The sequence below is a fragment of the Collinsella sp. LCP21S3_D3 genome (assembly GCF_052118305.1).
GTDB lineage: Bacteria > Actinomycetota > Coriobacteriia > Coriobacteriales > Coriobacteriaceae > Collinsella.
Genome location: NZ_JBQKHK010000003.1, coordinates 1 through 22355, shown reverse-complemented (window position 1 = coordinate 22355; position 22355 = coordinate 1). Strand labels below are relative to the sequence as shown.

Genomic DNA, 22355 nt, shown 5'->3' with positions numbered 1-22355 from the left:
TTTAATCTACAAAGTACTCATCGGACCGTGATACGGGTCGCCATTGACATAGTACTCCGCCCAAGCAGTGCGCAATTTACCCTGTTCGCGCATAAATCGAACTTTCTTCTCACCGGTCTCATAGCCGCGACTAAAAGATTCATAATGATACAGAAGCGCATCTGCGTCGAAAACAACTAATTTATTGAGTGAACGAACCCTCAGGCAGAAATCAACGTCATTAAACGCGACTTCGAAGTCTTCGTTAAACCCATTAAGCTCTTCAAATACGGAGCGCTTTGTCATCATGCACGCAGCGGTAACGGCGCTTAAGTCTTGTGAAATAACAGCACGGCGCATATAGCCCGGATCATCCCGGTCAAGATTGTTGAATACGTGAATGGGGCCGCCCATTTCGCCTTCATTTCTACAACATATCATCATTACGCCTGCATGCTGCACCGTATCATCTGGATACAGCAGCTTTGCACCGACCGCTCCAACATCATCACGCTGACAGAAAGACAGCATTGAAGAAAGCCAGCCGCTCTCAATAACCTCGGTGTCATTATTCAAGAACAGCAGGTATTTGCCGTATGTCAGTCCAACGCCATAATTATTGATAGCGGAGTAATTAAACGGACCATCCCATGTTGCAATGCGAACGTTCTCATATTGCTCGGAAACGGTACGGTAATACTCAAATGTCGCGTCCTCTGTACTGTTATTTTCAACAACCAGAATCTCGAAGTTGCGGTAATCAGTTTTTTCCTCAATAGAGTCAATGCAGCGGCGTAAGACCTCAACACTATCTTTATTGGGGATAACGATACTGGCCAAGGGCTCTTCATTAAGAGCGTAGGCAATGTGATAGAAACAGGCAGAATCAGTTAACTCCGCAGTTCCGTTCAGACCGCAGCGATCCAAATGCTCTTGCAGCGCCCTTCTGCCAGCATCGTCGGCATAGTTCTTATTTCCCGCACTCTTCGCAGTTGACGTATCGCTAATTCTCCAATGATAGAGAACCTCAGGGACATGATAGATATTCTGAGTTCTCTCTACTAAACGCAACAGAAAATCATAGTCTTGAGCTCCATCGAACTCTTTCCGTAGCATCAGTTCTTTAGCGAACGAGGCACGAACGCAAAGCAGATGAGTTATGTAGTTATGAACGCGAAGCAGATCTAGATTGAAATCAGACTTGAAATGAGGGGCCACATACTCACCGGCCTCATTTAAGAAGTCCTCATCGCAATACAGTGCATCAGTATCAGGACAGTCCTGAATTCGCTCTGCGTATCTATAAAGAGCAAATGGATCGAGTGTATCGTCGTGATCGAAAAACACGACAAAGTCGCCCTTTGCTTCGGTAATACCATAGTTAGTGTTCCCCGAAATACCCTTATTCGAATCAAGCGTGATTACCCTAATGCGTTCATCCGCCAATTGATCCAAAGCTGCGCACAACTCAACGCACTCAGGTGTAGAGTTGACCAAAATAAGTTCCCAATTTTGATAGATCTGATTGACAACGGAGTCAACCATCTCATGAAGAAACTTAAGGGGAGTCCTGTACAGCGGCACAACGATACTGAATTTCAGCGAGCAGCTTATGTCAAAATCACACGAATCCAGCATAGCCAAATAGTCTTGCCGCTTTGCACGCAGTTCAGAATACCGGCCCGGTGAGGATGCCCTATAAAAGTGCGGAGAACATACACCTGAATAAAACTCTACGGAAGCGGAGTCAAAACAAAGAAAACCAATTCGCGTCCGCTCACCACCATCAACAACCAGGCAATAAGTCTTACCATCCCTAGGAATACGTAAGGTAAAATCCGTTTCGACGCGTTTAAGACCCCCTACAAACTTATTAATGGATCTGCCGCTAATAATGGACACATTATCTGCTTGTTGCCCTAAGCCCGATATAACCTTAACCGATAAAGCACAACCAGCGGGAGAGCAGATAATGCCTTTAGAAATCCAAGCCGAGCCGTCAGAAGAACTAACCAACAGGGTAGGCCTAACATGAATCTGGCGAGAATATGTCTGACGGTCGATGTCCCTACATGCAAAGGCAAGGTCAGCATTAAACTTATAGCTCAGACGCGATAGCCATTTTATAGCGGTCCAACTAAATTTTTTCTGAAATACCATCTCCGATTTATCGTTCATGCACAAAGCTATATCAACGGAAACGACACCTTTATCCATAAGAGGAAAACCGACAACCATCAGCTCAGTACCTTTAAAGGTTAGGTCATATAAAGCAGACGGAAGGCACTCATTTGACCCGCAATCAACAGAAACGTCAAAGGACCCTCCATATTGATCGAGGATAGAGGGCTTAGAAAGACAGAGGTAAACGGTTCCCAGCCCACGACAAACTGATTTGAGCCTTATTTTCAACTCTGTCTCCTATCAAAATCACTTAGAAAATCGCATCAAAGCGAGATTACATTATAAACATAGTAGCCGTCGACTTCTTTTACCAGCTCCAAACAGCAAGGCCGAAGCATAATTATCGCTTGCATAGATATCGGGGGTCGTGCTATGAGCCTTGAAATGCCGAAATCTAAAAGACTGTCATTGGAAGTCTCAACTGTTATATGGTTAAACTCATACTCGCTAAAGCGAATATTGACAAAATTATCTCGGCTGGCGCCCGGCGAACGTCCTATAATCCACTCGAAATGCGGCGTGTACTAACGATACCGGGTTGGATATCGATATGCGAGAAAAACGGCCAGGTCACGAGCAGGTCTGCTAAGGAGTACTGTCCCGAAATAACGCCGAAATCGAGGGCTTCTATGGCATGCTCAAGAGGTAGTATCCCACCGACGGGACTAGTCCGATGCGCGCGCCCAAACTCCGAGCGAGGGGGGGGAGCGAGGCCAGGCGAGTTCCAAATATCGCAGGAAATAACCGCATTCAAGCAGACCGACAGATTTTTTGCAGCCCCATACATAACTTTGGAACAGATAACTCTAAAGTAACCCTAACCTTTAGTCGGAGACGAAATAACCTAAACAATTTTACGCACAATAACCCTAAATACAGGTTGCGACACTAATAAAACGAATGATATAAAGACAGTTCATAACACACATGCCGAGAATAATACAGACGATTGAAGATAAGTTGAATCTAAACGATCGAGTTCTCAATCCAAACAAAAAAACCGGTAGGGCAGGAAGAAAATATCGCCCTTGGACACCCTGAATAACATTTTCGAAATTGAAGGTCCAGCCTAACCACATTGACGCGATGGATCCAAGCATAGCCAAAGCGAAAGCAATAACGAATAAAATAGAACAAGAAGGACTGAGGAATGAAGGCTCATCTTCAGAATCAAGACAGCAGATAAAGCCAAACAACAAATACGGAATCATATAGAAGATTGGAAAACGCAGGTTTTCCTGAAACCATCCAAGGGAATAGCCCAAAGTTGTTTCCCAATAAAAATCTCCTAATGAATCTAAGGTCCTAAAGAAAACCAGAAAACTATTTCTCGGATGCAAAATAATATCGTCGAGAGTGTAATATTGCGCGGCCTCCATGCCACGGGTAACACCCGAGGGCTGAGAGACCAATCTGCTCATTGATGCTATGCGAAGCGCAGAGACGGAAACTACGACAGCAAATACTAATAATAATTTGCTATAACGTCCGATTCTCTCATCTTGGAATTTCGAAAGGGGCACGAACAATCCAAGCAATACCAGCCCGGAATATATAACCTTACACGGAGCCAAAAAAGCAGAGATGACCAAATAGAAGAATATTTCTTTATATCCTACCGATCGCTGTTCTCCGAAAAACCCACGCATCAAACAAGCGAATAGTATGAGCGAATATGCAATAATTCCCGAATCATAGGAGTATGAAGCAGCCAGATGAAGCGTCATAGGTAGCAACGATACAAACACTATGACCGACTTGCCCCTAGGTGCAATCCGATATGCAAAGAAGGCGCAGAAGCAAAAAAATAGAGCAGAGCCAATTCGACCCATATAAAACGCAGGAAAAGCACCAAGCCCGAGGAACAGCCCAATCTGTAACCCAATGACTGAACCGATTTTTGCAATAACGTTCTCACTACCAACGCTAAAGGAAAATTCACTGAAAGGTATCAGTTTCCCGTTCCCATATAACGAGAAGTTCTGAAGAATCGAGCTGAATGAAGCGGAGTTAATCGTAGAAGAAGTCAACGGACCCTTGTATAGAGAGAGGTCGATATCTCGTACCAAGAAAGTGTTGCTATCTATTACTCGGCCATTGAATGGAAGACTATCGACCAACCAATAAGTTGAAAAGAAATGATGTCCCTCATCCGGAACAGTGAAGGGGGGGAATATAAAGCAAAAAATAATTGAGAATGATAGAAGTAGAGCGAGGAATACCCAATCACTTTTAAGCCGGTCACTTTCACGAGCAAATACGCTGCCGAGTGTAAGAATTAAAATTACGGATATCGCAATCGTAAGCAGAACAAGTAATCTAGGATTATTCAGGTACCAGAAAACTGAATAGACAGCGAAAAAAAAAGCGAACACAATGAATGCAGGCTTATATCTTACAGAACTTGTCATGGGAATCCTTTGAAATCAAAATCTATATTGCGAAATAGAAGTGGCTAAAATAGGTCTTAAAAAGCAAACAGGAGACTGCCATTCAAAAAAAATAGTTAAATTTGCGGCATCTCGGCTCCGAAGATGACCGTCCATACCGCAATCTCACATTCGTTAGTCTCTAAGCAGCAGGGCCCAGATGGTGAAAAATAAGTCTGATTCTGAACCGACCGTTCAGCAAATCCACAACACGACAGAACGTCGGGCCTCTATAGAGACAATCCCTAATCCCCTGCACAGATACAAAAACTACCTGGAACTGCTATTTTTTTCAAGCAAAGCTATTTTTTGAGTCAGATTTTTAATCGCAAGCGCCTGTCTACTAACGGTCACAGACAAGGACAGCAGGATTAAAATCACGAAAATAAAACCAGCGACGAAAATAAAATTAGAGGACGTAACAAAGCCAAAAAAGGAAGAAAGCCAACATACCGGGATAGGGAAAAAACTACAAATCAAAAGAGTGACAGCCAGAGCTAACCATAAAAGGGAGTAGCGTAATTGAAGCTTATCGGTCAATACGAGGCGAATGACATAAAGAGCCAATAGCAAGCAAGCGACTATTATGGTAATCCGTATTGATACAGACATTATCGACTCCTATTTTGAGAAAGCGGATATAAAAATAGCTAAAGTAACCTTGATCATGTAGTAGACGCTAGATAAACCAGAAATAGAAGAAGTGCCTCCCTGGCGTTCCCTCATGACAACGGAAACCTCTGTTACGTCTAATCCCTGAGCGAGTGCATAGACAATAGAATCAGGCTCGGGATAGTCAGAAGGATACTTATTGCAAAAAAGCTCAATCGCCTTTTTATTGCAAGCCCTAAAACCTGAAGTCGGGTCTGTAATTCTCCGTCGAGAAACCAATCTGATTACATTTGAAAACCAAGTTATGCCAATTCGCCTTAAAAAAGAGGACTGAAATCCGGCTGTCGGTATTAAAAATCTAGACCCGACAACAATATCGGAGCCGGCTTGAATCTCTTCAATAAGAGTGCCGATGTATTTTGGATCGTGTTGACCATCGCCATCCACTTGAACGTCGATATCATAGCTAAACTGTCGAGCATATTTATGACCAGCCTGAACTGCACCACCAATGCCCAGATTCTGAGGCAAATCAAGCACATTAAGGTGGTTCTCTATGCATATCTGGAGAGTCTTATCCGTAGACCCGTCATTGACCACAAGATAGTCATAGCCAAATCGCATCACTGACTGAACCGTGCGAAGTATATTAGCCTCTTCGTTATAAGCTGGAATTATAACCAAAACGCTAGGGCTATTATTCATAACAATCCTTAACAGAAGTTTAGTAATCGAAGTTACACTCAAAGTATAGGCTTGGATATTATAATCTTTAAACACTATAGGTTTATAGATAGAGATTACCGAACTATGAATCAATACAGCTGAGGCGTAGCATGTAGATCTTCAAATGCATCTATAATACAATTGACGAGAATCTCAGCAGAGCCCACGCCGAACTTCATCGAGGACCCGCTCGCCGCAAGGTCAATATCCCACAACCGACTCGATGCGAGAGACGTCGTAGGCACACAAAAAGGTAGCAAAACGGCTAGTCTTTAGCCTTGGCGAAAGCAGAGCAGAGCTTTTCTGCTGAATTAGCCCATGCATGCCCAAGCTCAACCAATTCCTGAATTGATTTTGATTGTTTGCATAATACTGACCGCTGAGAGGCCATCAAATACACAGCCGCCTCAACAGTTGTAGCACTCATCGATTCAATAATTGTCCCATATTCGCTATTCGGAATAAGCTCCCGCGCTCCCCCAACGTCAGTAACGACGGCAGGACATCCGCATGCAGCAGCTTCCAGCAGTATTGTTGAAAAACCCTCGGAACGAGTCGGAAGACAAAGCAAATTGGACTGCTGAAGAAGCGCGGAGACATCAGATGCAGACAGGCGTCCCACCCAGTGAAGCGACCCTCCCTGGGCGAGCTCAACCGCAGAAGACATTGGCCCATCACCCGCCAAGACGAAATGAACCCCAAGATCAATAAGTCGCTGGCTTTTCGAGGCGTCAATGATTGACTTGATACCTTTTTCCGGAATAAACCGACCGACATAAGAAACTAAAAGCTGGTCTTCACTTAATCCAAGCTCATCTCTAAAATCGCGACCTGAAGCCATATCACGATATCTCTTAGCATCGATTGCATTAGGGATAACGCCTTTGGCAGTAATCCTAAAATGACGAAGCCATTCAGCGCTTTTTTCAGATACACCATAGTATGCCGGTTTATATCTTTTTCCCCATAAAGTAATAGCATGCTCATAAATACGCACGAAAGGGTCGAGAAACGAACTGCTAAATGAAAGATGAGCCGACCCGTGATCGAGAACGATGGGCGTCAAACCTTTCCTTCGCGCATATTTCATACCCATAATTGAATGTAGATAAAACCGCGCATTTATCAAAACACCGTCAACATCTTGGGCTTCAAGCCAATTCCATAAATTGCGATTTTTCTTATTATGCTTGGCGACTGGAAAGCGACCATCAACAAATGGAAAACAAAATAAGCGAAGGACCCTAACATGAGAATCGCCTTCGATGCCCGGTCCAATTGAATTGGTATCATTCGTAACAACGATTACCGATGCGCCTTTTCCCGCAAGCGCAAATGCCATATTACGCGTAAAGCTCTCAATCCCGCCCATATGGGGCGGATATTGAGCCGAAAAAATCACATACGTATACGCCATCTTAATTGCCAGACTCCCAAATATGACCATCACCAAAATCAATTAATAGAGGTAAGTGCGTATGGCGATCCTCGGGTGCCGGGATACTCCTCCAGTCACCATACATTGTCGTAAGGTATATCTCCGTGGATTTCGGAACGGGGTACGATCTGCCTTCAAACTTTGCCCGCGAAGTCGGAAGAATATCATCAACTGAAATGGGAGCCATATTAGGCCACGCAAGCGTCAGGCACTCATCACTAATCTGTCCAACGTTATCATCGCCAACTGCACTATCGAATTTATTCTGATATCGACGAGGGTCCTTGCAACGCATCCTTTCAATACCATGAAGCAAGGCACAGCCAACCTTTTCTATTTCACCAAGCATGCCCCTATGTGGAACAGAGATACTACCGGAATGGTATAGATAGGAATGCCGTTGAGCGGAGGAAGCGGTTTTTATCTGTCGGGCACGCAATTTAGCATCAACATACAAATTATCGTAAGGGAATATATCCACGAAAATACCCATCGCAGACCCGGCATCTCGTCCTTCTTGATTTTCAAACCTAGTTCCGTCCATGTAAACTTTCGAAAACATAGCCGCATAAGAGTCTGTATTTTGTGAGTTATGAAGGGAAAAACCAGACTGAAGCTCCCTGGGCGCAAGTTCACAAAAACGCTCATAATCGGAACGCATCATGCCGATATCAATGTCATCATCCCAAGGAATAAAGCCGCCATGTCGCATAGCCCCAAGGCAGGATCCCCCGTCGAGCCACCAATTAATATTGAATTTGAAGCATAATGACGCAATGGCATCCAAAATTTTAAGTTCAGCCGCCTGTAAGTGCAACAATGCCTCGGAATCATTCATCTTAGAAAACCCATTCCAACTAATCATCTTGAGTGTCAGCAGTGCTCTTGCGAATAGATCTATAGAGAAAGCCAAGTAAGATTGTACAGGTCACAAAATAGCTAATAATAACTACATAGCTGGCACCATTTAATCCCGTTTGCGGAATCAAAACCCAAGACAAAGGGAACGAGACCAAACAACCGATGGTATTTCCAATAAAGCAACCAGACATATCACGAATACTAATTAGAAGGTCACTTAAAAATGCTACTAATGCTGTAAAAGCAGAGCTAAATAGGCCTGCATAAATTAAATAATCATAGCGAGAGATTGTGCCTCCGAAAACCATGCGGAGCAAATCCTTCCCAAAGAAAACGAAAACGCCAGCACACACCGCAAACAAGGCAAACATAGACAAAGCAACGGTAAAAACAAGACGGAAAAACCCCGAAGCGTCTTTAGCCTCAAATCGTTCAGCAAAAGACCCCAAAAGAGGGGCATAAACATAGGAAGCACAAGCTTGAATGATCACGATCGGCGTACAAACAGTCGCATAAATGCCAAGCGATGAGGAACCGTAACACTCCCCCAAGAACTGACGGGAATAGGTAACGACCACCGAACAGAGAGACATGCCAACGACGGCGGGCAGGCATGAGAGAAATAAATGTTTACTAGTCGAAAGATTAAAAGAAGGCCTAACGTCCGTAAATCGAGATGAAATTTCATAGTCATAGATAATCACAGGATAGGTGGCGATCACCATGCCAAACAATGAAATTTCTAGGCTATCGAAGTATCCCAATCCAATGATAAAGGCAACGAGAAATAGAGTAGCTCGAATAATCATCGAGATACCACAGTAGTCCATCCTTTGATGCTGTTGATCAACCCCGTGCAAGACGTCAATAAAAACGTCTCCGGCTCGAAAGACAAGGTAGAGCGATATAGCAATATAACTATCTCTTGAACAAGTGAAGCACATATATATTAATGTAATTATAAGGCCCAAGGCGATGGTAACAATTCTAAAACCAACATATTGCCTTGCCGACACCTTTTCATGAATGTCAGACACTTGGTATGATCTAATTCTAAATAGCCCAATTTGCGAAAAAATATTTGACACCGACATTGCCACTGCAAGCACTCCGGCAGCTCCGTAGGTACTAGAAAGCCTCGCTACAGCAACGGTTATAAGCCATTGGCAAGCTGAATAGTATAAAGAACCGATAGAGTTCCATAGCATGTTTGACCTAAGTGACTTTTCTTTCAAGTGATCCTCTTACCCAAATTAACAACGTGCACCATTGAGACACATTGTATTTACTCTAGACAAAATAATATCTATAGTCCAAAGCAACAAACAATCGCGTAAATGCCGCGTATCAAATGTAACATTAGTTACCCTATCGACATGAATACCCTTTTATCAATCTAATTAATACTCTTTGTTAATACGTAACAACCTTTGTTCCATAAGGAATGTTATCGTAAATCCATTTTGCATTCTGAATCTCAAGGCGTACGCATCCAGCAGAGGATGGAACGCCCATCGTGGGATCCATCACGCGGTTGCTGTTGACGTAGTAGGGTGAGGAATGGAATAAGTAATCACCATAGAACTGCGTGTAGTAATAGCAAGTATATCCATGCCCAAAGGAGTATCCCTTACCGTAGACTTGATACTCCCCTATCACCGTAGGCGTGCTAGCTTTTCCCGTCGAACATACATATCGACGGTTTAAGGACCAGTTATTCCAGGATCCAGTGTAAATACTCGTAACGCAACGTGACGTATCGACAAGTATCAGCCAATTTGTATTGCTTGAATAACTTTGAGCCTTAGCATCCATATAGTCTGACACCCACGCGCCGTTAGCCATAAAGAAATTCCAGGATCCGTCCACAACGCGCCAGCCAGTAGCCATAGCTCCACTAGCATCAAGCCAATACCAGGCGCCGCCCAGATTGAGCCATCCTGTCTGCATATAACCAGACGAATTCAAGTAATACCAAGATCCGTTAACGGCAACCCAACCGGTTTTCATAGCATAAGTGGACGGATCTAAATAGAACCAGGAGCCATCCTTGTACAGCCAGCCAGATCGTGCATAGCCAGCGGTCTCATCAAAAAAGTACCATTTTCCGTTAACGTTCTTCCATCCAGCGCAGGGGGAGCCATCGGTTGAATCAGCATAGAACTTACAGCCTCCAAGCATCACAAACCCGTGAGCTTCGGCCAATTCGCCATCGCCGTTTGATGTAAACAGTTTTCCATTACGCAATGCTCCACACAATGAGCAATCAGAACCAGCAAAAGCCTTAGATGGCTCATCCTGAACCGAGTCCTGGACATCTACCCATTCACGACAAGCAACAGCGCCTGAAGCTTTTGCATAATAGCTTTTCCCATTTACAGAAAAATGACCAAGAAGCATTTTACCGTCGGCGGCAGGATCGAGATAATAGTATTGACCACCGTCCTTCAGCCATTCAGTCTTTATAAAGCCCGACGCTTGAGAAGGCTCAGCGTAATACCAGTCTCCATCGCTCATAAACCAGCCAAGTGACAACGCTCCCGTTGAAGAAAAATGATACCGGTTGGATCCGATGACATAAAAGCCGGTAGCCATTCTATTGTCATTTGCGACATCGAGCCAATACCAAACGCCATTCACCAAACGCCAGCCCGATGCAAGTGCGCCGGAACCGTCAGCGTAATACCAGTCCGTCCCATCAAACGCCCAACCAACAGCCATTGCGCCGGAATCCGATAAATAGTAACGAGACGAACCGACAGAAACGATTCCTCTAGACATAACACCATCATTGGCGGGATCAAGCCAATACCAGTTATTGCCAGTTTGAAGCCAGCCGGTTAAGACTTCACCATTGCTACCCCAATACCATAAACCGTTATCAAGGCACCATCCATTAATCAGTCCATAGGTTCCAAGAAGATAAGGGTGCCCATCAATAACACGTCGACCAGTAGCCATAGAACAGCTGTTAAGGGAGTCAAACCAGTACCATTGGTCTCCAATAAACTGCCAGCCACTTGCCAAAGCGCCTGACGGACCCGCGTAATACCACTTATTTTCAGTAAAAATCCAGCCGCAGCTCATTGCGCCGTCACGAGCGGGGTCCAAGTAGTACAGCGAGTCGTCAATATTCTGAATTCCGGTCAAACGACAGCCATCTAGATAGTAATACCAGGACAAACCGTTCCATTGCCATCCAGATAGTTGTTCTGTAGTCGACGGGTCATGGCTTTCGACAACCTGTAGGCTCGAATCTTCCGTTGTTTTGCCGGCACAATCGCTGGAGTCTTGAGAGCAACCGCCACCGACCAATGCTCCCGGCCCTCCTGTCGAGTCGCGCTCTACGACACCGTTATCCGCCCCCTCTTCCACGGCATAAGCAGTGCAAGAAAATGCGGGGGCTGTAACTGAGAGTAAGGCGGAAAATAGCATCAAGCCAATTACTCGCCAGCAAATTCGATGATCAATCCGAGCATTCATTTCAAGCCCCCAACCGGTACCGACTGTCTTGCAGGGAATCTATTAAATAAACGGACGAGCTGCGCCGATTACATTTCCCCTTGCGCTAATAGGATGAATTCCGACACCTTGATGAGGCCAGGAATCAATCATCAAGCCGCCGCCAAGTGCAATTGCAATATGACCGCGGTAATAAATCACATCGCCGCGTTGAATCGAGCTCGTGCTCACGGGCATAAAGATATTGCTTCGATACCAATTCATGGAATTGTAGGTTTGGCTTGGATCCCAGCGATGGTTATAAGGGTTGTAAACACCCATATCCATGCCAGTAGCATAAAGGCACTGCAAGACAAAACCAGAGCAATCAACAGCTCCACCGGGAGCGGTAGACCAAGGCTCAATATATTGCGTACCGATATACTCATAGGCGCGCTGGATAAAGGCGTTCACGCAATCTTCCCGCGTTGCTTCGACAGAAATGCGAGAAGGGGTCACATAGGTAAAGTATCCGGTGCAATAGCTAGGCAGCTGAACAGTCCAAGAACTGACCTGAGGATACTGGGATGGATTTTGCCAGCCAACTTTGTCGCACTGGCCATCGCTCCAGAAAATTCGGCGAACACCGTCGATGGTCCTTGCGCCCGTTGCCATAGCGCCGCTGCCGTCTAACCAATACCACTTACCCGAATCTTTAAGCCAGCCAACATGCATGCTTCCATTGGACTCAAGGTAATACCATGTTCCATTCAGGCATTTCCAACCAGTTGCCATTTTCCCGTCGGCGTTCAGGTAATACCATGCACCGCCAGCAAAAACCCATCCGGTCTTCATCACGCCAGAATCAGCATCAAGCCAATACCAATCGTCGTCAATCTGCAGCCATCCACGATGAATGACGCCCGTTCCGGGCTCAGCGTAAAACCTTAGATTTGCGACATTAACCCAGCCGGACGCAACCTGCCAACCATCGGCTTCGGCTATTTTCAGGATGGTGCCGTTTTCGCGAATCGCATCCTTGCAAAGGTATCCATTACCATCGGCATATCTTTCAACGCCTTCATTAACGGTAACCCAGCTTGAAATCACAAGCCTACCGCTCTGGTTTGCAAAACAATCGTTGCCGCCCACCTCAAATAAGCCCGTTTTCATGAGATGGCCAACAGGGTCCAAGTAATACCAGCTCGCGCCTTCTTTATACCAGCCAGAAATAAGTGCGCCAGATTGGGAAGCGAAATACCAACCGTCCTCGGACTGAGCCCAACCAACAGCCATAGCCCCATTGGGGTTCAAATAATATGCCGCGTTACCAAGGTCTAAATACCCAACGAACATTTTGCCGTCGGAAGCTGGGTCGAGATAATACCAAGCACCGTTAACGAGTTTCCAGCCAGTAGCCGCAATACCGTTGGAGCAGTAATACCAATCTGCTCCATCCTTGTACCATCCATTTGCAAGGCCATAGTCACCAAAAATGTAGGTACAGCCATCAATCTTTTGACGGCCCTTGAGCATGATGAGCGTCTGTGGGTCAAAATAATAGCGAGTCCCACCTATCGTCTGCCATGACGAAGCAAGGGCACCCGATGAATAAGCCCAGTACCAATTCCCGTCAACGAGAATCCAGCCGGTTTTCATAGCGCCCGAGGCATCTAAATAGTATTTCTCGCTCCCGAGGTCGACAAAACCAACCTGCATTACATGGGTGGTAGGATCCAGGTAATACCATGTGCCATCTTGATAAAACCAACCAGCAGCTAAATCGCCTCCAGCATTGGCATAAAACCAATTTCCATCTGAGTTACGTAGCCAGCAGTTCTGATATAGCGCGCCAAAAGGCGTTGCGGCATTACCGTCATTCGCATAAAACGAAGCAGTCAAACCGCCATCATCGGTCACATTGAAATAACCTGTCTGCATTGCACCATCATTGGCTGGATCAAGCCAATACCAATAGCCCCCGCTTTGCAGCCAGCCGGTTTGGTGTTTACCGTTTTTTCCGTAATACCAAACTCCAGACGGCTCGTCTCGTTGCCAGCCATCTTTTATGACGGAAGAATTATCAGGTTGCAAATCATCGGAAACCACAGAAGAAAAATCCACTTTTGACTCAATACTCTGAGCCTCAACGGAATCCTGTGCAAACGCGACATTCGCACTCAGGGGCAAGCAGCAAGCAGTAATTAATGACGCAGCAGCACAAACAAGCGTGGCCTTCTTTTCGAATCGATACATAAGCGACCCTCCCAGATATCTCCTTTATTTATTTTAATCCACATTCCAGGATTGATTTTCGTTACTGTCTGTTCAGTCTATGTAGATAAATATATTAAATTGAACACAACGTTCAATCATTCTATTCTTTCCCTAAGCAATGAACATCTTAATTGGAGGCCTGCAGTGGAACTGACCAAGCGCAACTTTACAGTTCTGTACGAGTACTTAAAGAACCCATATGCCAGCCAGCGAGAAGTTGCCGAGCGTACTGGTCTTTCACTTGGATCAGTAAACGCAGCAAATAAAGAGCTTACGAATGAGGGCCTTCTCGAATCGGACAGCCTAACCGACAGCGGTTACGAAGCACTTCACCCCTATAAAGTTGAAAACGCAGTGATATTGGCTGCGGGGCTTTCGAGCCGCTTTGCCCCCATTTCGTATGAAAAGCCCAAAGGCCTTTTAAAGGTACGTGGTGAGATTCTCATCGAGCGTCAGATTAGGCAGCTGCAAGACGCGGGTATCAGCAATATCACCGTCGTTGTCGGCTATAAAAAAGAGTATTTCTTCTATCTTGAAAGCAAGTTTGGCGTTTCGATTGTCGTCAACAACGAATACGCATCCAAAAATAACCACGCATCGCTTATGTGCGTAAAAGAGCGACTTGGCAACACCTACATTTGCTCAAGCGATGATTACCTTCTAAACAATCCGTTTGAAGCATACGTTTGGAAAGCATTTTATTCTGCTCAATATGCTGAAGGCGCCACCAAAGAATGGTGCATTCAAACGGGCGCAATGGATAGAATCACCAATGTTACAATCGGTGGCTCCAATGCATGGTATATGCTCGGACATGTCTACTTTGATAAAGCCTTCTCGCTTGCGTTTAAGCAGATTCTTGAAACGGAATATAACAAGCCCGAAACAACGGACAAGCTTTGGGAAGATCTATATATCGAGCACATCAAGGAGCTCGATATGGTGATCAAGAAGTATCCTGAGGGCGAGATCAATGAATTCGATTCTCTTGATGAGCTGCGTGCCTTTGATCCGCATTTTATCGAAAACGTTGACTCCGATATTTTCGATAACATCGAGCAAGTGCTCGGCTGCTCCAAATCAGAGATCCACGACGTCTATCCCCTTAAACAAGGTCTTACGAACCTATCGTGCCACTTTAGAACCAATGATGGAGAGTACGTTTACCGCCATCCGGGAGTCGGGACCGAACTGCTTATTAACAGAAATGGAGAAGTAGCAGCACTAAAAAAGGCCAAGGAACTTGGCCTTGACGATACATTCATTCACGAGGACCCAAAGCGCGGTTGGAAAATATCGAAGTTTGTACCCAACGCAAAGCAGCCTGATCCGCATGATGCTGCCCAAATGAATCGAATGATGCAGATGTGTCGCTCGCTTCACGAGAGCGGTGCTGATGTCGAAACCGAATTTGATTTCTACCTCGAAGCAAAGCGCTACGAATCGCTTCTTCTGGAAAAAGGTCCCATCGACATTCCAGGCTACAGGGAAATGGCCGCCGAGATCGATGAATTGGAGCGCTTTGTTCAGGCCGATAATGCGCCAAAATGCCTTTGTCACAATGACTTCTTTTACCTCAACTTCCTTATCGATGAAAACGACAAGTACTATCTCATTGACTGGGAATATGCTGGCATGAGCGATTACGCGAACGATTTTGGAACGTGCAGTGTCTGCTGCGAGCTTTCCGAAGATGAAGTCGACCGCGCGCTTGATGCATATTTTGGACGCAAGGCAACAAACAACGAAGTTGCGCATAACTATGCGCACATTGCCCTTGCAGGATGGTGCTGGTACCTCTGGTCTCTTCTGAAAGAAGCCGAAGGTGACTTCGTGGGCGAATGGCTCTATATCTACTTCAATTACGGTGCCAAATACCTTAAAAAGGCACTGGAGATCTATCGAAAAGGTGAGTAACCATGCAATTCGGCTTTTTTAGCGGCCTTCTCTGGGGCCTCGATACGGTTATTCTTGGAATCGGTTTGGCGCTCGCACCCTATATTGGATCGGCGGAAGCGCTTGCATGTGCCTCCATTGCGGGGTCTTTTCTCCATGATGCCTTCTGTGCAATTTGGCTCTTTGGGTACATGGGAGTTCGAGGCAGATTAAAAGACACGCTCGCTGCACTTAAAACTCGTTCGGGCAAGGTCGTCATTGCCGGCGCTCTGCTTGGTGGGCCTATCGGAATGACCGGATACGTATTGGCGATTAATAATATCGGAGCAGCCTACACGGCAATTATCTCCGCCTTCTATCCCGCAGTCGGAGCATTCCTTTCGTTCGTGCTGCTGAAGGAGAAAATGGGCAAAGGTCAGATTCTTTCCCTTCTTGTTGCTCTTTGCGGCGTAATGACGATGGGCTATCTATCGGCAGGATCGAGCGAGATTGCAAATGCCCCTCTCGGCTTACTCGGCGCGGTTCTTGCCGTTATTGGATGGGGATCCGAAGCGGTGTTGTGCGCATGGGGAATGAAAGATGATGCTGTTGATGACGAAACGGCTTTGCAAATCCGTGAAACTACAAGTGCGCTTGTTTATGGAGTGCTCGTGCTCCCCCTCTTCGGAGCATGGCATTTCACGCTGGGTGCTATCCCGAGCATACCCACATTGATTATTGCACTCGCCGGACTCGCAGGAACTGCATCCTATCTGTTTTATTACAAGGGCATTGCGGCAATCGGAGCAGCGCGTGCGATGGCTTTGAATATCTCCTATTCGGCATGGTCGGTGGTCTTTGGCCTGATCTTGCTTGGAACAATTCCCGACATGGCTTCCGTAATCTGCTGCATTGTAATTGTATGCGGAACAGTTTTGGCAGCCAGTAACTGGGACGAACTATTTGGACGTAATAAGACGGCGTAGCTTGATTAACAATGCAGTAAAAAAGGGAGAGCTCGTCGAGCTCTCCTTTTTTTAGCATTATGGCTATTCAATTACCACGGCCTGGCTATCCATCTGTTGCCACGTGCCGAAGAACACCTGGGCATTTCGCGTAACATTGCCGTTAATCGAATCCGAAAGAAAGACAATTCCCCGCTCGTCATCATAGCCTTTAAGGACTACGGCATGATTACCGCCCCACAGACCATAGGAATGCCCGTTATACCAACGAGCAGCATAGCGGCCTCCTGGCCAACTTCCCCACTCGGTATTCCACATCTCAACAGGTTGACCACAGGTCAGTCTGTTCTTAATGGAAGAAATTGACGAGAAAGAGACGTCTTTTGCCTGCTTGCCACTTCCAGCAGCACGCAGAAAATTATTTCCAGCAATAGTAATCGCAGGGGCGACGCATCCCATGAGACCCCCGCTGCTACGCCTCGGGTTGCCATCAAAAGCGGTAACAAAGTTGCCGTTGCTTCCCTTGGGCAAGTAATAATCCGCAATAATCGTCTTACCTAAACCGAAACCATAGTAGTTAAGCAAGTTTGTAAGGGCAACCGACTCACAGCCAGTAGGAAGTTCAGGGTACTGCGAATAGCACGGGACATCGACCCAAGCGCCAACCATTGCGCCGGATGAACTGAACTTGTAGTCAGTAGAGCCGATCCAATACCAACCGTTGCTCAACATTACTCCCCCACGTGCGACATCAAGGTAATACCATGTGCCCCCAAGGGAAAGCCATCCCGTTTTCATTGTGCCGGAAGCGGAATCTAGCCAGTACCAGTTACCGCCATCGTTAAGCCAGCCGGTCGCCATTCGACCATCCGAGTTAAAGTAATACCAAGACCCAGCTATTTGCTGCCATCCAGTCAGAATTACCCCATTAGCAGAACAATAATATCGAGAACCCTGACTCTCAATCCAGCCCGTTTTAACATTCCCGTCATCGTCAATCAGCTGGATTCCCGAATCGGTCATGATACCTTTAAGGTCAATTGCACCGCTGGATGAAGAATGATACATCCAGGACCCATCACCGTTTGACCAGCAATTAACCATCATCTTGCCGGAACTATTAAATATGTATTCACCTGATCCAATAGTTTGAACACCCGTAGCCATGATGTGCGTCGAGGGGTCGAGCCAGTACCAGGTGCCGCTTAGGTTGAGCCAACCGGAGGCGAGGGCGCCGGAGCCTGTCGCGTAGTACCAGGTACCGCCGTCGAGCACCCAGCCGGTCGCCATGGCGCCGGAGGCGTTGAACCAGTACGCGGCGTCGTTGCACACATGGAGGCCCGTCGCCATGGCACCGTCCGCCTCGGGATCGAGCCAGTACCAGGAACCGCCGGTGTAAAGCCAGCCGGTCGAGGCGATACCGTCAGAGAACCAGTACCAGGAGCCGTCGACGAGGCCCCAGCCGTTAAGGGAGCCGCAGCTGCCGAAGTAGCGGCGGACGCCCTGCGCGTCCGTCTGGTAGCCCGTCAGCATGGCCCCCGTCCGGGCATCGAAGCAGTAGGGCACGCCGCCGACGGATACGGGGCCGCGCGCCAGCGCGCCGGACCCCGTCGCGTAGTACCAAGTACCCCCGTCGAGGACCCACCCGGTCGCCATCGCGCCGGAGGAGCTGAACCAGTACATGGAGCCGCCGCACTCGTGCAGGCCCGTCGCCATGGCGTGCGTCGAAGGGTCGAGCCAGTACCAGGAGCCGCTTAGGTTGAGCCAGCCGGAGGCGAGGGCGCCGGAGCCAGTCGCGTAGTACCAGGCACCCCCGTCGAGGACCCATCCGGTCGCCATCGCGCCGGAGGCGTTGAACCAGTACGCTGAGCCGTTGCATGCGTGAAGGCCCGTCACCATGGCGCCGCCCGCCTCGTGATCGAGCCAGTACCAGGAACCTCCGGCGTTAAGCCAGCCGGAACGCAATGCAACAGGATTGGTCGAATCCGCGTAAAACCACTTACCGTCAACCGAATTCCAGCCCTGCTTCCATTTAATGGATCCTTGAGCAGCGACCCCCTCGATCGAATCGGATGAAATGGCGGCCGAAGAGAAGGCTTGCCGTTCGGAAATAGAAGGCTCGGAAGAGTCTACAGAAACCTCATTCTCGGCACCAGCCACACTTGGACCAGTGAGTAATATCGCGGACAGAACAAATAGAGTTAATATTGTCAGCTTATTTCTTACCATGCACGGCCCCCAGAGCATACCAATCGTACATAAACATAGTCTACAAATGGACTAGCTCGCGCAATATGTAATTAGAAAAAAGCAATTAAAGAAGAGCTGTTAGCCGAGCCAAACGCCGTTACTCGAAAAAGAATACTGTGACCCGTTGATTTGTTGAGTGCCAGTGACCATCGCGTGAGTCGATGGATCCAGCCAGTACCACGCACCGCCGACGTAGGCCCATCCCGAAGCGAGGGCGCCGGAGCCAGTCGCGTAGTACCAGGTGCCGCCGTCGAGGACCCAGCCGGTCGCCATCGCGCCGGAGGAGTTGAACCAGTACAGGGAGCCGCCGTACTCGTGCAGGCCCGTCGCCATGGCGTGCGTCGAGGGGTCGAGCCAGTACCAGGTGCCGCTTAGGTTGAGCCAACCGGAGGCGAGGGCGCCGGAGCCTGTCGCGTAGTACCAGGTACCGCCGTCGAGCACCCAGCCGGTCGCCATGGCGCCGGAGGCGTTGAACCAGTACGCGGCGTCGTTGCACACATGGAGGCCCGTCGCCATGGCACCGTCCGCCTCGGGATCGAGCCAGTACCAGGAACCGCCGGTGTAAAGCCAGCCGGTCGAGGCGATACCGTCAGAGAACCAGTACCAGGAGCCGTCGACGAGGCCCCAGCCGTTAAGGGAGCCGCAGCTGCCGAAGTAGCGGCGGACGCCCTGCGCGTCCGTCTGGTAGCCCGTCAGCATGGCCCCCGTCCGGGCATCGAAGCAGTAGGGCACGCCGCCGACGGATACGGGGCCGCGCGCCAGCGCGCCGGACCCCGTCGCGTAGTACCAAGTACCCCCGTCGAGGACCCACCCGGTCGCCATCGCGCCGGAGGAGCTGAACCAGTACATGGAGCCGCCGCACTCGTGCAGGCCGGTGGCCATGGCACCGCCCGCGTCGGGCTCGAGCCAGTACCACGTGCCGCCCTGAAACAACCATCCGGCATACGCCTTACCGTTGGAGGCTGCATAATACCAGGTGCTGTCAATTAGTTGCCAATGATAAAGAGAGACGTCAACATATGCGTAGTTCATATCAACGTTGCCGTTGATTCCAGGGACTTTTCCATTGCTCTTATACTGCCAAAAACTGTAATTACCGGTATAGTCACATTGCGAGTTATATTGAGCAATCCAATGATCCCAAGAACCACTCTTAAATACAGAGTCAGTCAAAATGTTGTTAAACCAATTTAAATTTGCATAAATACCAGGCTCATATCCTGCGGCAGAAATCCTATTACAAAAAACCTGCGCCCTCGATGCAATTCCGGTTTGACGTCCATTTGCAATTATCGAGCTATCCTCAAGATCGTAATACACCGGCAATCTTGGATTATGCCCAGAAAGGCAATTGATCACCATTGATGCCTCATCAGCTGCCTGCTGATTATCAAAAGCATATGAATAGATATAGACGCCGTAGGGAATTCCGAGTCGCTCGCACTCAGAAATATTTCGATTAAATTGATAGTCAACTCGACCGCCGAAGGACGGAGCGCCAAATCCAACGCGCAGAATAGCGAAATCGATGCCAGAAGCTTTAACTGCATCCCAGTCAATTCGTCCTTGATGCTCGCTGACATCGATGCCCTGCGCTGCAGCCCCATCAGGAAGAATGTCCATTGACAATAAGGCTATTCCACCTTCTTCGGAAAAAGCATCCTCATCGACCAATTGTCCATCCTCATAACGCCAAGAATTCTCGACTGGGAACTGAGCAGCTTCCGCATTTGACGGGAATAGAAGCATTGAATTGGGCGTTAGCATCAGCAACGTTAATGCCAGTAGGAACATTTTAATATGTTTCACCATGTCAACTCTACTTTCGAGTAAATCATTGTTAGCCTACAGCATATATCAAGTATGTTCCCATGGGTTACCAAATGGTCTTGGTCAAAATAACGTGAAAGCAATCCACGCGCTTCGTTGTCTATACACACTTACTCATAGACAACGCTTATGCTAGTACTATTATCGGGGCACCTGAAGTAACTAAGGAAAGCAAATATATGACAAAGCCAAAACAACGTGTATACGGCATCGATATTGCTCGACTGACCTCAATGTTTATGGTTGTGCTGCTACACAACCTTGGACGAGGGGGAGTCCTTGACTGGACGCTAGATTCCATTAGAGACTTAGCATATATGGCAATTGAGAATTATGCGATTGTCGCTGTAAACGTATTTGCATTAATGTCAGGTTATTTATCCGCCGGCAGACCGATTAAGGGACGTTCCATTTTCTCGATTTGGGCAACAGCATGTTTTTGGTCCACAGCATCCGCACTAACGGGATTCGCGCTTGGACAAATCAGTAAAATCGAATTGTTTGCTTCGCCATTTCCGGTTTCCACTGCAGAATATTGGTATCTAAATAGCTTTCTTCTTCTGCAGCTAATGGTGCCATTCCTTAATTGCGCAATCGAATCATTGACATCATTTCAGTTGGGCTTAACATCTTCAGCGTTGCTAATTGCCTCAACTCTATTTGAATCAACAGGGTTAAATGAAGGCTATTCTACGATGTGGCTTGCCGTACTCTGGCTTGCCGGTGCATCGATTAAAAGAAATAAAGAAACTATAGACAAGGTCGTGAGTACAAAACGGCTGTTCTTTGTATATTTATTGCTGCCACTTGTCGTTTTATATCACCAGTGGAACGACGTTCATGTGCTACAGATGAATCCCCTTCGATGGCTCGCCTATTCCAACCCCTACGTTGCAACGAGTTCTATTTGTCTCTTCATCCTCGCAACAAGAATTAACGTCAGTTCAGAAAAACTGCAACAGCTACTAAAGCAAGCTTCACCGTTGGCCTTTGCAGTCTACACAATAGATAATAGCAATTGGTTTTACAGCATCTGGCTCAACGGAAGACTCAGCTGGCTGCTAGACAGAACCACTTTAATTGGTGTGCCCCTTCTGATATTAATAAGCCTTGCCTTTTTCGTGGCCTTTTTAACTCTTGAGCTATTTCGAAAAAAGGCAGTGAGCCTGTTCAGCTCCGTAAAGCCTAATTGATCTAGCAGGTAGTGTCGAGAAAGTTGGTGTAGTGCCCGATCCGAAGCGAGTCGGCCCGGCGTCCCAGAATCTGGAATACGGTTGATATCCTATGCCGCCTCGACCCTGTCCGCAAGCTCGAGGCCGGACTCGAGCATCTTCCTTGCCTCCGCCTCGAGCCGCGCCCAATCGACGGGACCGTCGGTCCCCCGGGTGCGACCGTCGTCGTAGAGCTCGTTCATCCTCGCCTCCGAGAAGTACCTGGACTCCTGCCATATCTCGTCCTGCTCGCACATGACCGCGCCCGCGAGCCGCA

General features: G+C 47.5%; 14 protein-coding genes and 2 pseudogenes. 3 read left to right on the top strand and 13 right to left on the bottom strand.

Translation table 11 applies throughout. The features are described 5' to 3' along the window. Window positions 1-6: 6 nt before the first annotated feature. The 9 genes from ACTQ1S_RS01995 to ACTQ1S_RS01955 form a co-directional block, all read right to left on the bottom strand. Window positions 7-2391 carry a glycosyltransferase family 2 protein gene (locus tag ACTQ1S_RS01995; protein ID WP_441546942.1) on the bottom strand — a complete coding sequence of 795 codons (2385 nt, stop codon included), beginning with the start codon at window positions 2389-2391 and terminating at the stop codon, window positions 7-9. 641 nt (window positions 2392-3032) lie between these two features. Next, window positions 3033-4574, bottom strand: a complete 1542-nt coding sequence (locus ACTQ1S_RS01990; RefSeq protein WP_441535775.1) for a DUF2142 domain-containing protein — start codon at window positions 4572-4574, stop codon at window positions 3033-3035. A 288-nt stretch (window positions 4575-4862) separates the two neighbouring features. Further along, a complete protein-coding gene (locus tag ACTQ1S_RS01985; RefSeq protein ID WP_441535774.1) occupies window positions 4863-5204 on the bottom strand; it encodes a DUF2304 domain-containing protein in 342 nt (113 codons plus the stop codon). 9 nt (window positions 5205-5213) lie between these two features. Next, complete coding sequence (locus tag ACTQ1S_RS01980) at window positions 5214-5909, bottom strand: glycosyltransferase family 2 protein (RefSeq protein ID WP_441535773.1); 696 nt, start codon at window positions 5907-5909, stop codon at window positions 5214-5216. A gap of 286 nt (window positions 5910-6195) precedes the next feature. Then, a complete protein-coding gene (locus tag ACTQ1S_RS01975; RefSeq protein ID WP_441546941.1) occupies window positions 6196-7347 on the bottom strand; it encodes a glycosyltransferase family 4 protein in 1152 nt (383 codons plus the stop codon). A gap of 1 nt (window position 7348) precedes the next feature. Then, the gene (locus ACTQ1S_RS01970) at window positions 7349-8206 is read right to left on the bottom strand and encodes a LicD family protein (RefSeq protein ID WP_441535772.1); all 858 of its coding nucleotides are present in this window, start codon (window positions 8204-8206) and stop codon (window positions 7349-7351) included. 19 nt (window positions 8207-8225) lie between these two features. Continuing rightward, a complete protein-coding gene (locus ACTQ1S_RS01965) occupies window positions 8226-9464 on the bottom strand; it encodes an oligosaccharide flippase family protein (protein ID WP_441546940.1) in 1239 nt (412 codons plus the stop codon). Between the two features lie 178 nt (window positions 9465-9642). After that, window positions 9643-11712: a L,D-transpeptidase family protein gene (locus tag ACTQ1S_RS01960; protein WP_441535770.1), complete on the bottom strand. Its 2070-nt coding sequence runs from the start codon at window positions 11710-11712 to the stop codon at window positions 9643-9645. Window positions 11713-11754: 42 nt separating this feature from the next. After that, window positions 11755-13926, bottom strand: coding sequence for an NlpC/P60 family protein (locus ACTQ1S_RS01955; RefSeq protein WP_441535769.1), 2172 nt, complete (start codon window positions 13924-13926; stop codon window positions 11755-11757). 165 nt (window positions 13927-14091) lie between these two features. On the opposite strand from ACTQ1S_RS01955, the gene ACTQ1S_RS01950 reads away from it, so the two are divergent. Together ACTQ1S_RS01950 and ACTQ1S_RS01945 are read left to right on the top strand one after the other, a co-directional pair. Continuing rightward, window positions 14092-15864: a phosphotransferase gene (locus tag ACTQ1S_RS01950; RefSeq protein WP_441535768.1), complete on the top strand. Its 1773-nt coding sequence runs from the start codon at window positions 14092-14094 to the stop codon at window positions 15862-15864. A 2-nt stretch (window positions 15865-15866) separates the two neighbouring features. Continuing rightward, window positions 15867-16808 (top strand): DMT family transporter, encoded by a 942-nt coding sequence (locus ACTQ1S_RS01945; RefSeq protein ID WP_441535767.1) that lies wholly within the window; start codon window positions 15867-15869, stop codon window positions 16806-16808. A 63-nt stretch (window positions 16809-16871) separates the two neighbouring features. On the opposite strand, the gene ACTQ1S_RS01940 is transcribed toward ACTQ1S_RS01945, so the two are convergent. From ACTQ1S_RS01940 to ACTQ1S_RS01930, 3 genes and pseudogenes are all read right to left on the bottom strand, one after another. Continuing rightward, on the bottom strand, window positions 16872-18947 hold the full coding sequence (locus ACTQ1S_RS01940) for a C39 family peptidase (RefSeq protein ID WP_441546939.1): 2076 nt from the start codon (window positions 18945-18947) through the stop codon (window positions 16872-16874). Between the two features lie 168 nt (window positions 18948-19115). Next, window positions 19116-20069, bottom strand: coding sequence for a hypothetical protein (locus tag ACTQ1S_RS01935; protein WP_441547000.1), 954 nt, complete (start codon window positions 20067-20069; stop codon window positions 19116-19118). Between the two features lie 27 nt (window positions 20070-20096). Further along, a pseudogene (locus tag ACTQ1S_RS01930) lies at window positions 20097-20660 on the bottom strand (glycoside hydrolase family 25 protein); the annotation flags it as partial. Window positions 20661-21046: 386 nt separating this feature from the next. Between ACTQ1S_RS01930 and ACTQ1S_RS01925 the strand changes: the two are divergent. Further along, window positions 21047-22060, top strand: a complete 1014-nt coding sequence (locus ACTQ1S_RS01925; protein ID WP_441536307.1) for an acyltransferase family protein — start codon at window positions 21047-21049, stop codon at window positions 22058-22060. An 89-nt stretch (window positions 22061-22149) separates the two neighbouring features. Here ACTQ1S_RS01925 and ACTQ1S_RS01920 read toward each other — a convergent pair. Then, window positions 22150-22355: pseudogene (locus tag ACTQ1S_RS01920) on the bottom strand (IS256 family transposase); the annotation flags it as partial.

What these genes read in the sequence shown, in the direction of transcription:
- ACTQ1S_RS01990 (WP_441535775.1), bottom strand. Translation starts at nt 4,574, where the DNA reads ATGACAAGTTCTGTAAGATATAAGCCTGCATTCATTGTGTTCGCTTTT.
- ACTQ1S_RS01985 (WP_441535774.1), bottom strand. Translation starts at nt 5,204, where the DNA reads ATGTCTGTATCAATACGGATTACCATAATAGTCGCTTGCTTGCTATTG.
- ACTQ1S_RS01980 (WP_441535773.1), bottom strand. Translation starts at nt 5,909, where the DNA reads ATGAATAATAGCCCTAGCGTTTTGGTTATAATTCCAGCTTATAACGAA.
- ACTQ1S_RS01975 (WP_441546941.1), bottom strand. Translation starts at nt 7,347, where the DNA reads ATGGCGTATACGTATGTGATTTTTTCGGCTCAATATCCGCCCCATATG.
- ACTQ1S_RS01970 (WP_441535772.1), bottom strand. Translation starts at nt 8,206, where the DNA reads ATGAATGATTCCGAGGCATTGTTGCACTTACAGGCGGCTGAACTTAAA.
- ACTQ1S_RS01960 (WP_441535770.1), bottom strand. Translation starts at nt 11,712, where the DNA reads ATGAATGCTCGGATTGATCATCGAATTTGCTGGCGAGTAATTGGCTTG.
- ACTQ1S_RS01955 (WP_441535769.1), bottom strand. Translation starts at nt 13,926, where the DNA reads ATGTATCGATTCGAAAAGAAGGCCACGCTTGTTTGTGCTGCTGCGTCA.
- ACTQ1S_RS01945 (WP_441535767.1), top strand. Translation starts at nt 15,867, where the DNA reads ATGCAATTCGGCTTTTTTAGCGGCCTTCTCTGGGGCCTCGATACGGTT.
- ACTQ1S_RS01935 (WP_441547000.1), bottom strand. Translation starts at nt 20,069, where the DNA reads ATGAACTACGCATATGTTGACGTCTCTCTTTATCATTGGCAACTAATT.
- ACTQ1S_RS01925 (WP_441536307.1), top strand. Translation starts at nt 21,047, where the DNA reads ATGACAAAGCCAAAACAACGTGTATACGGCATCGATATTGCTCGACTG.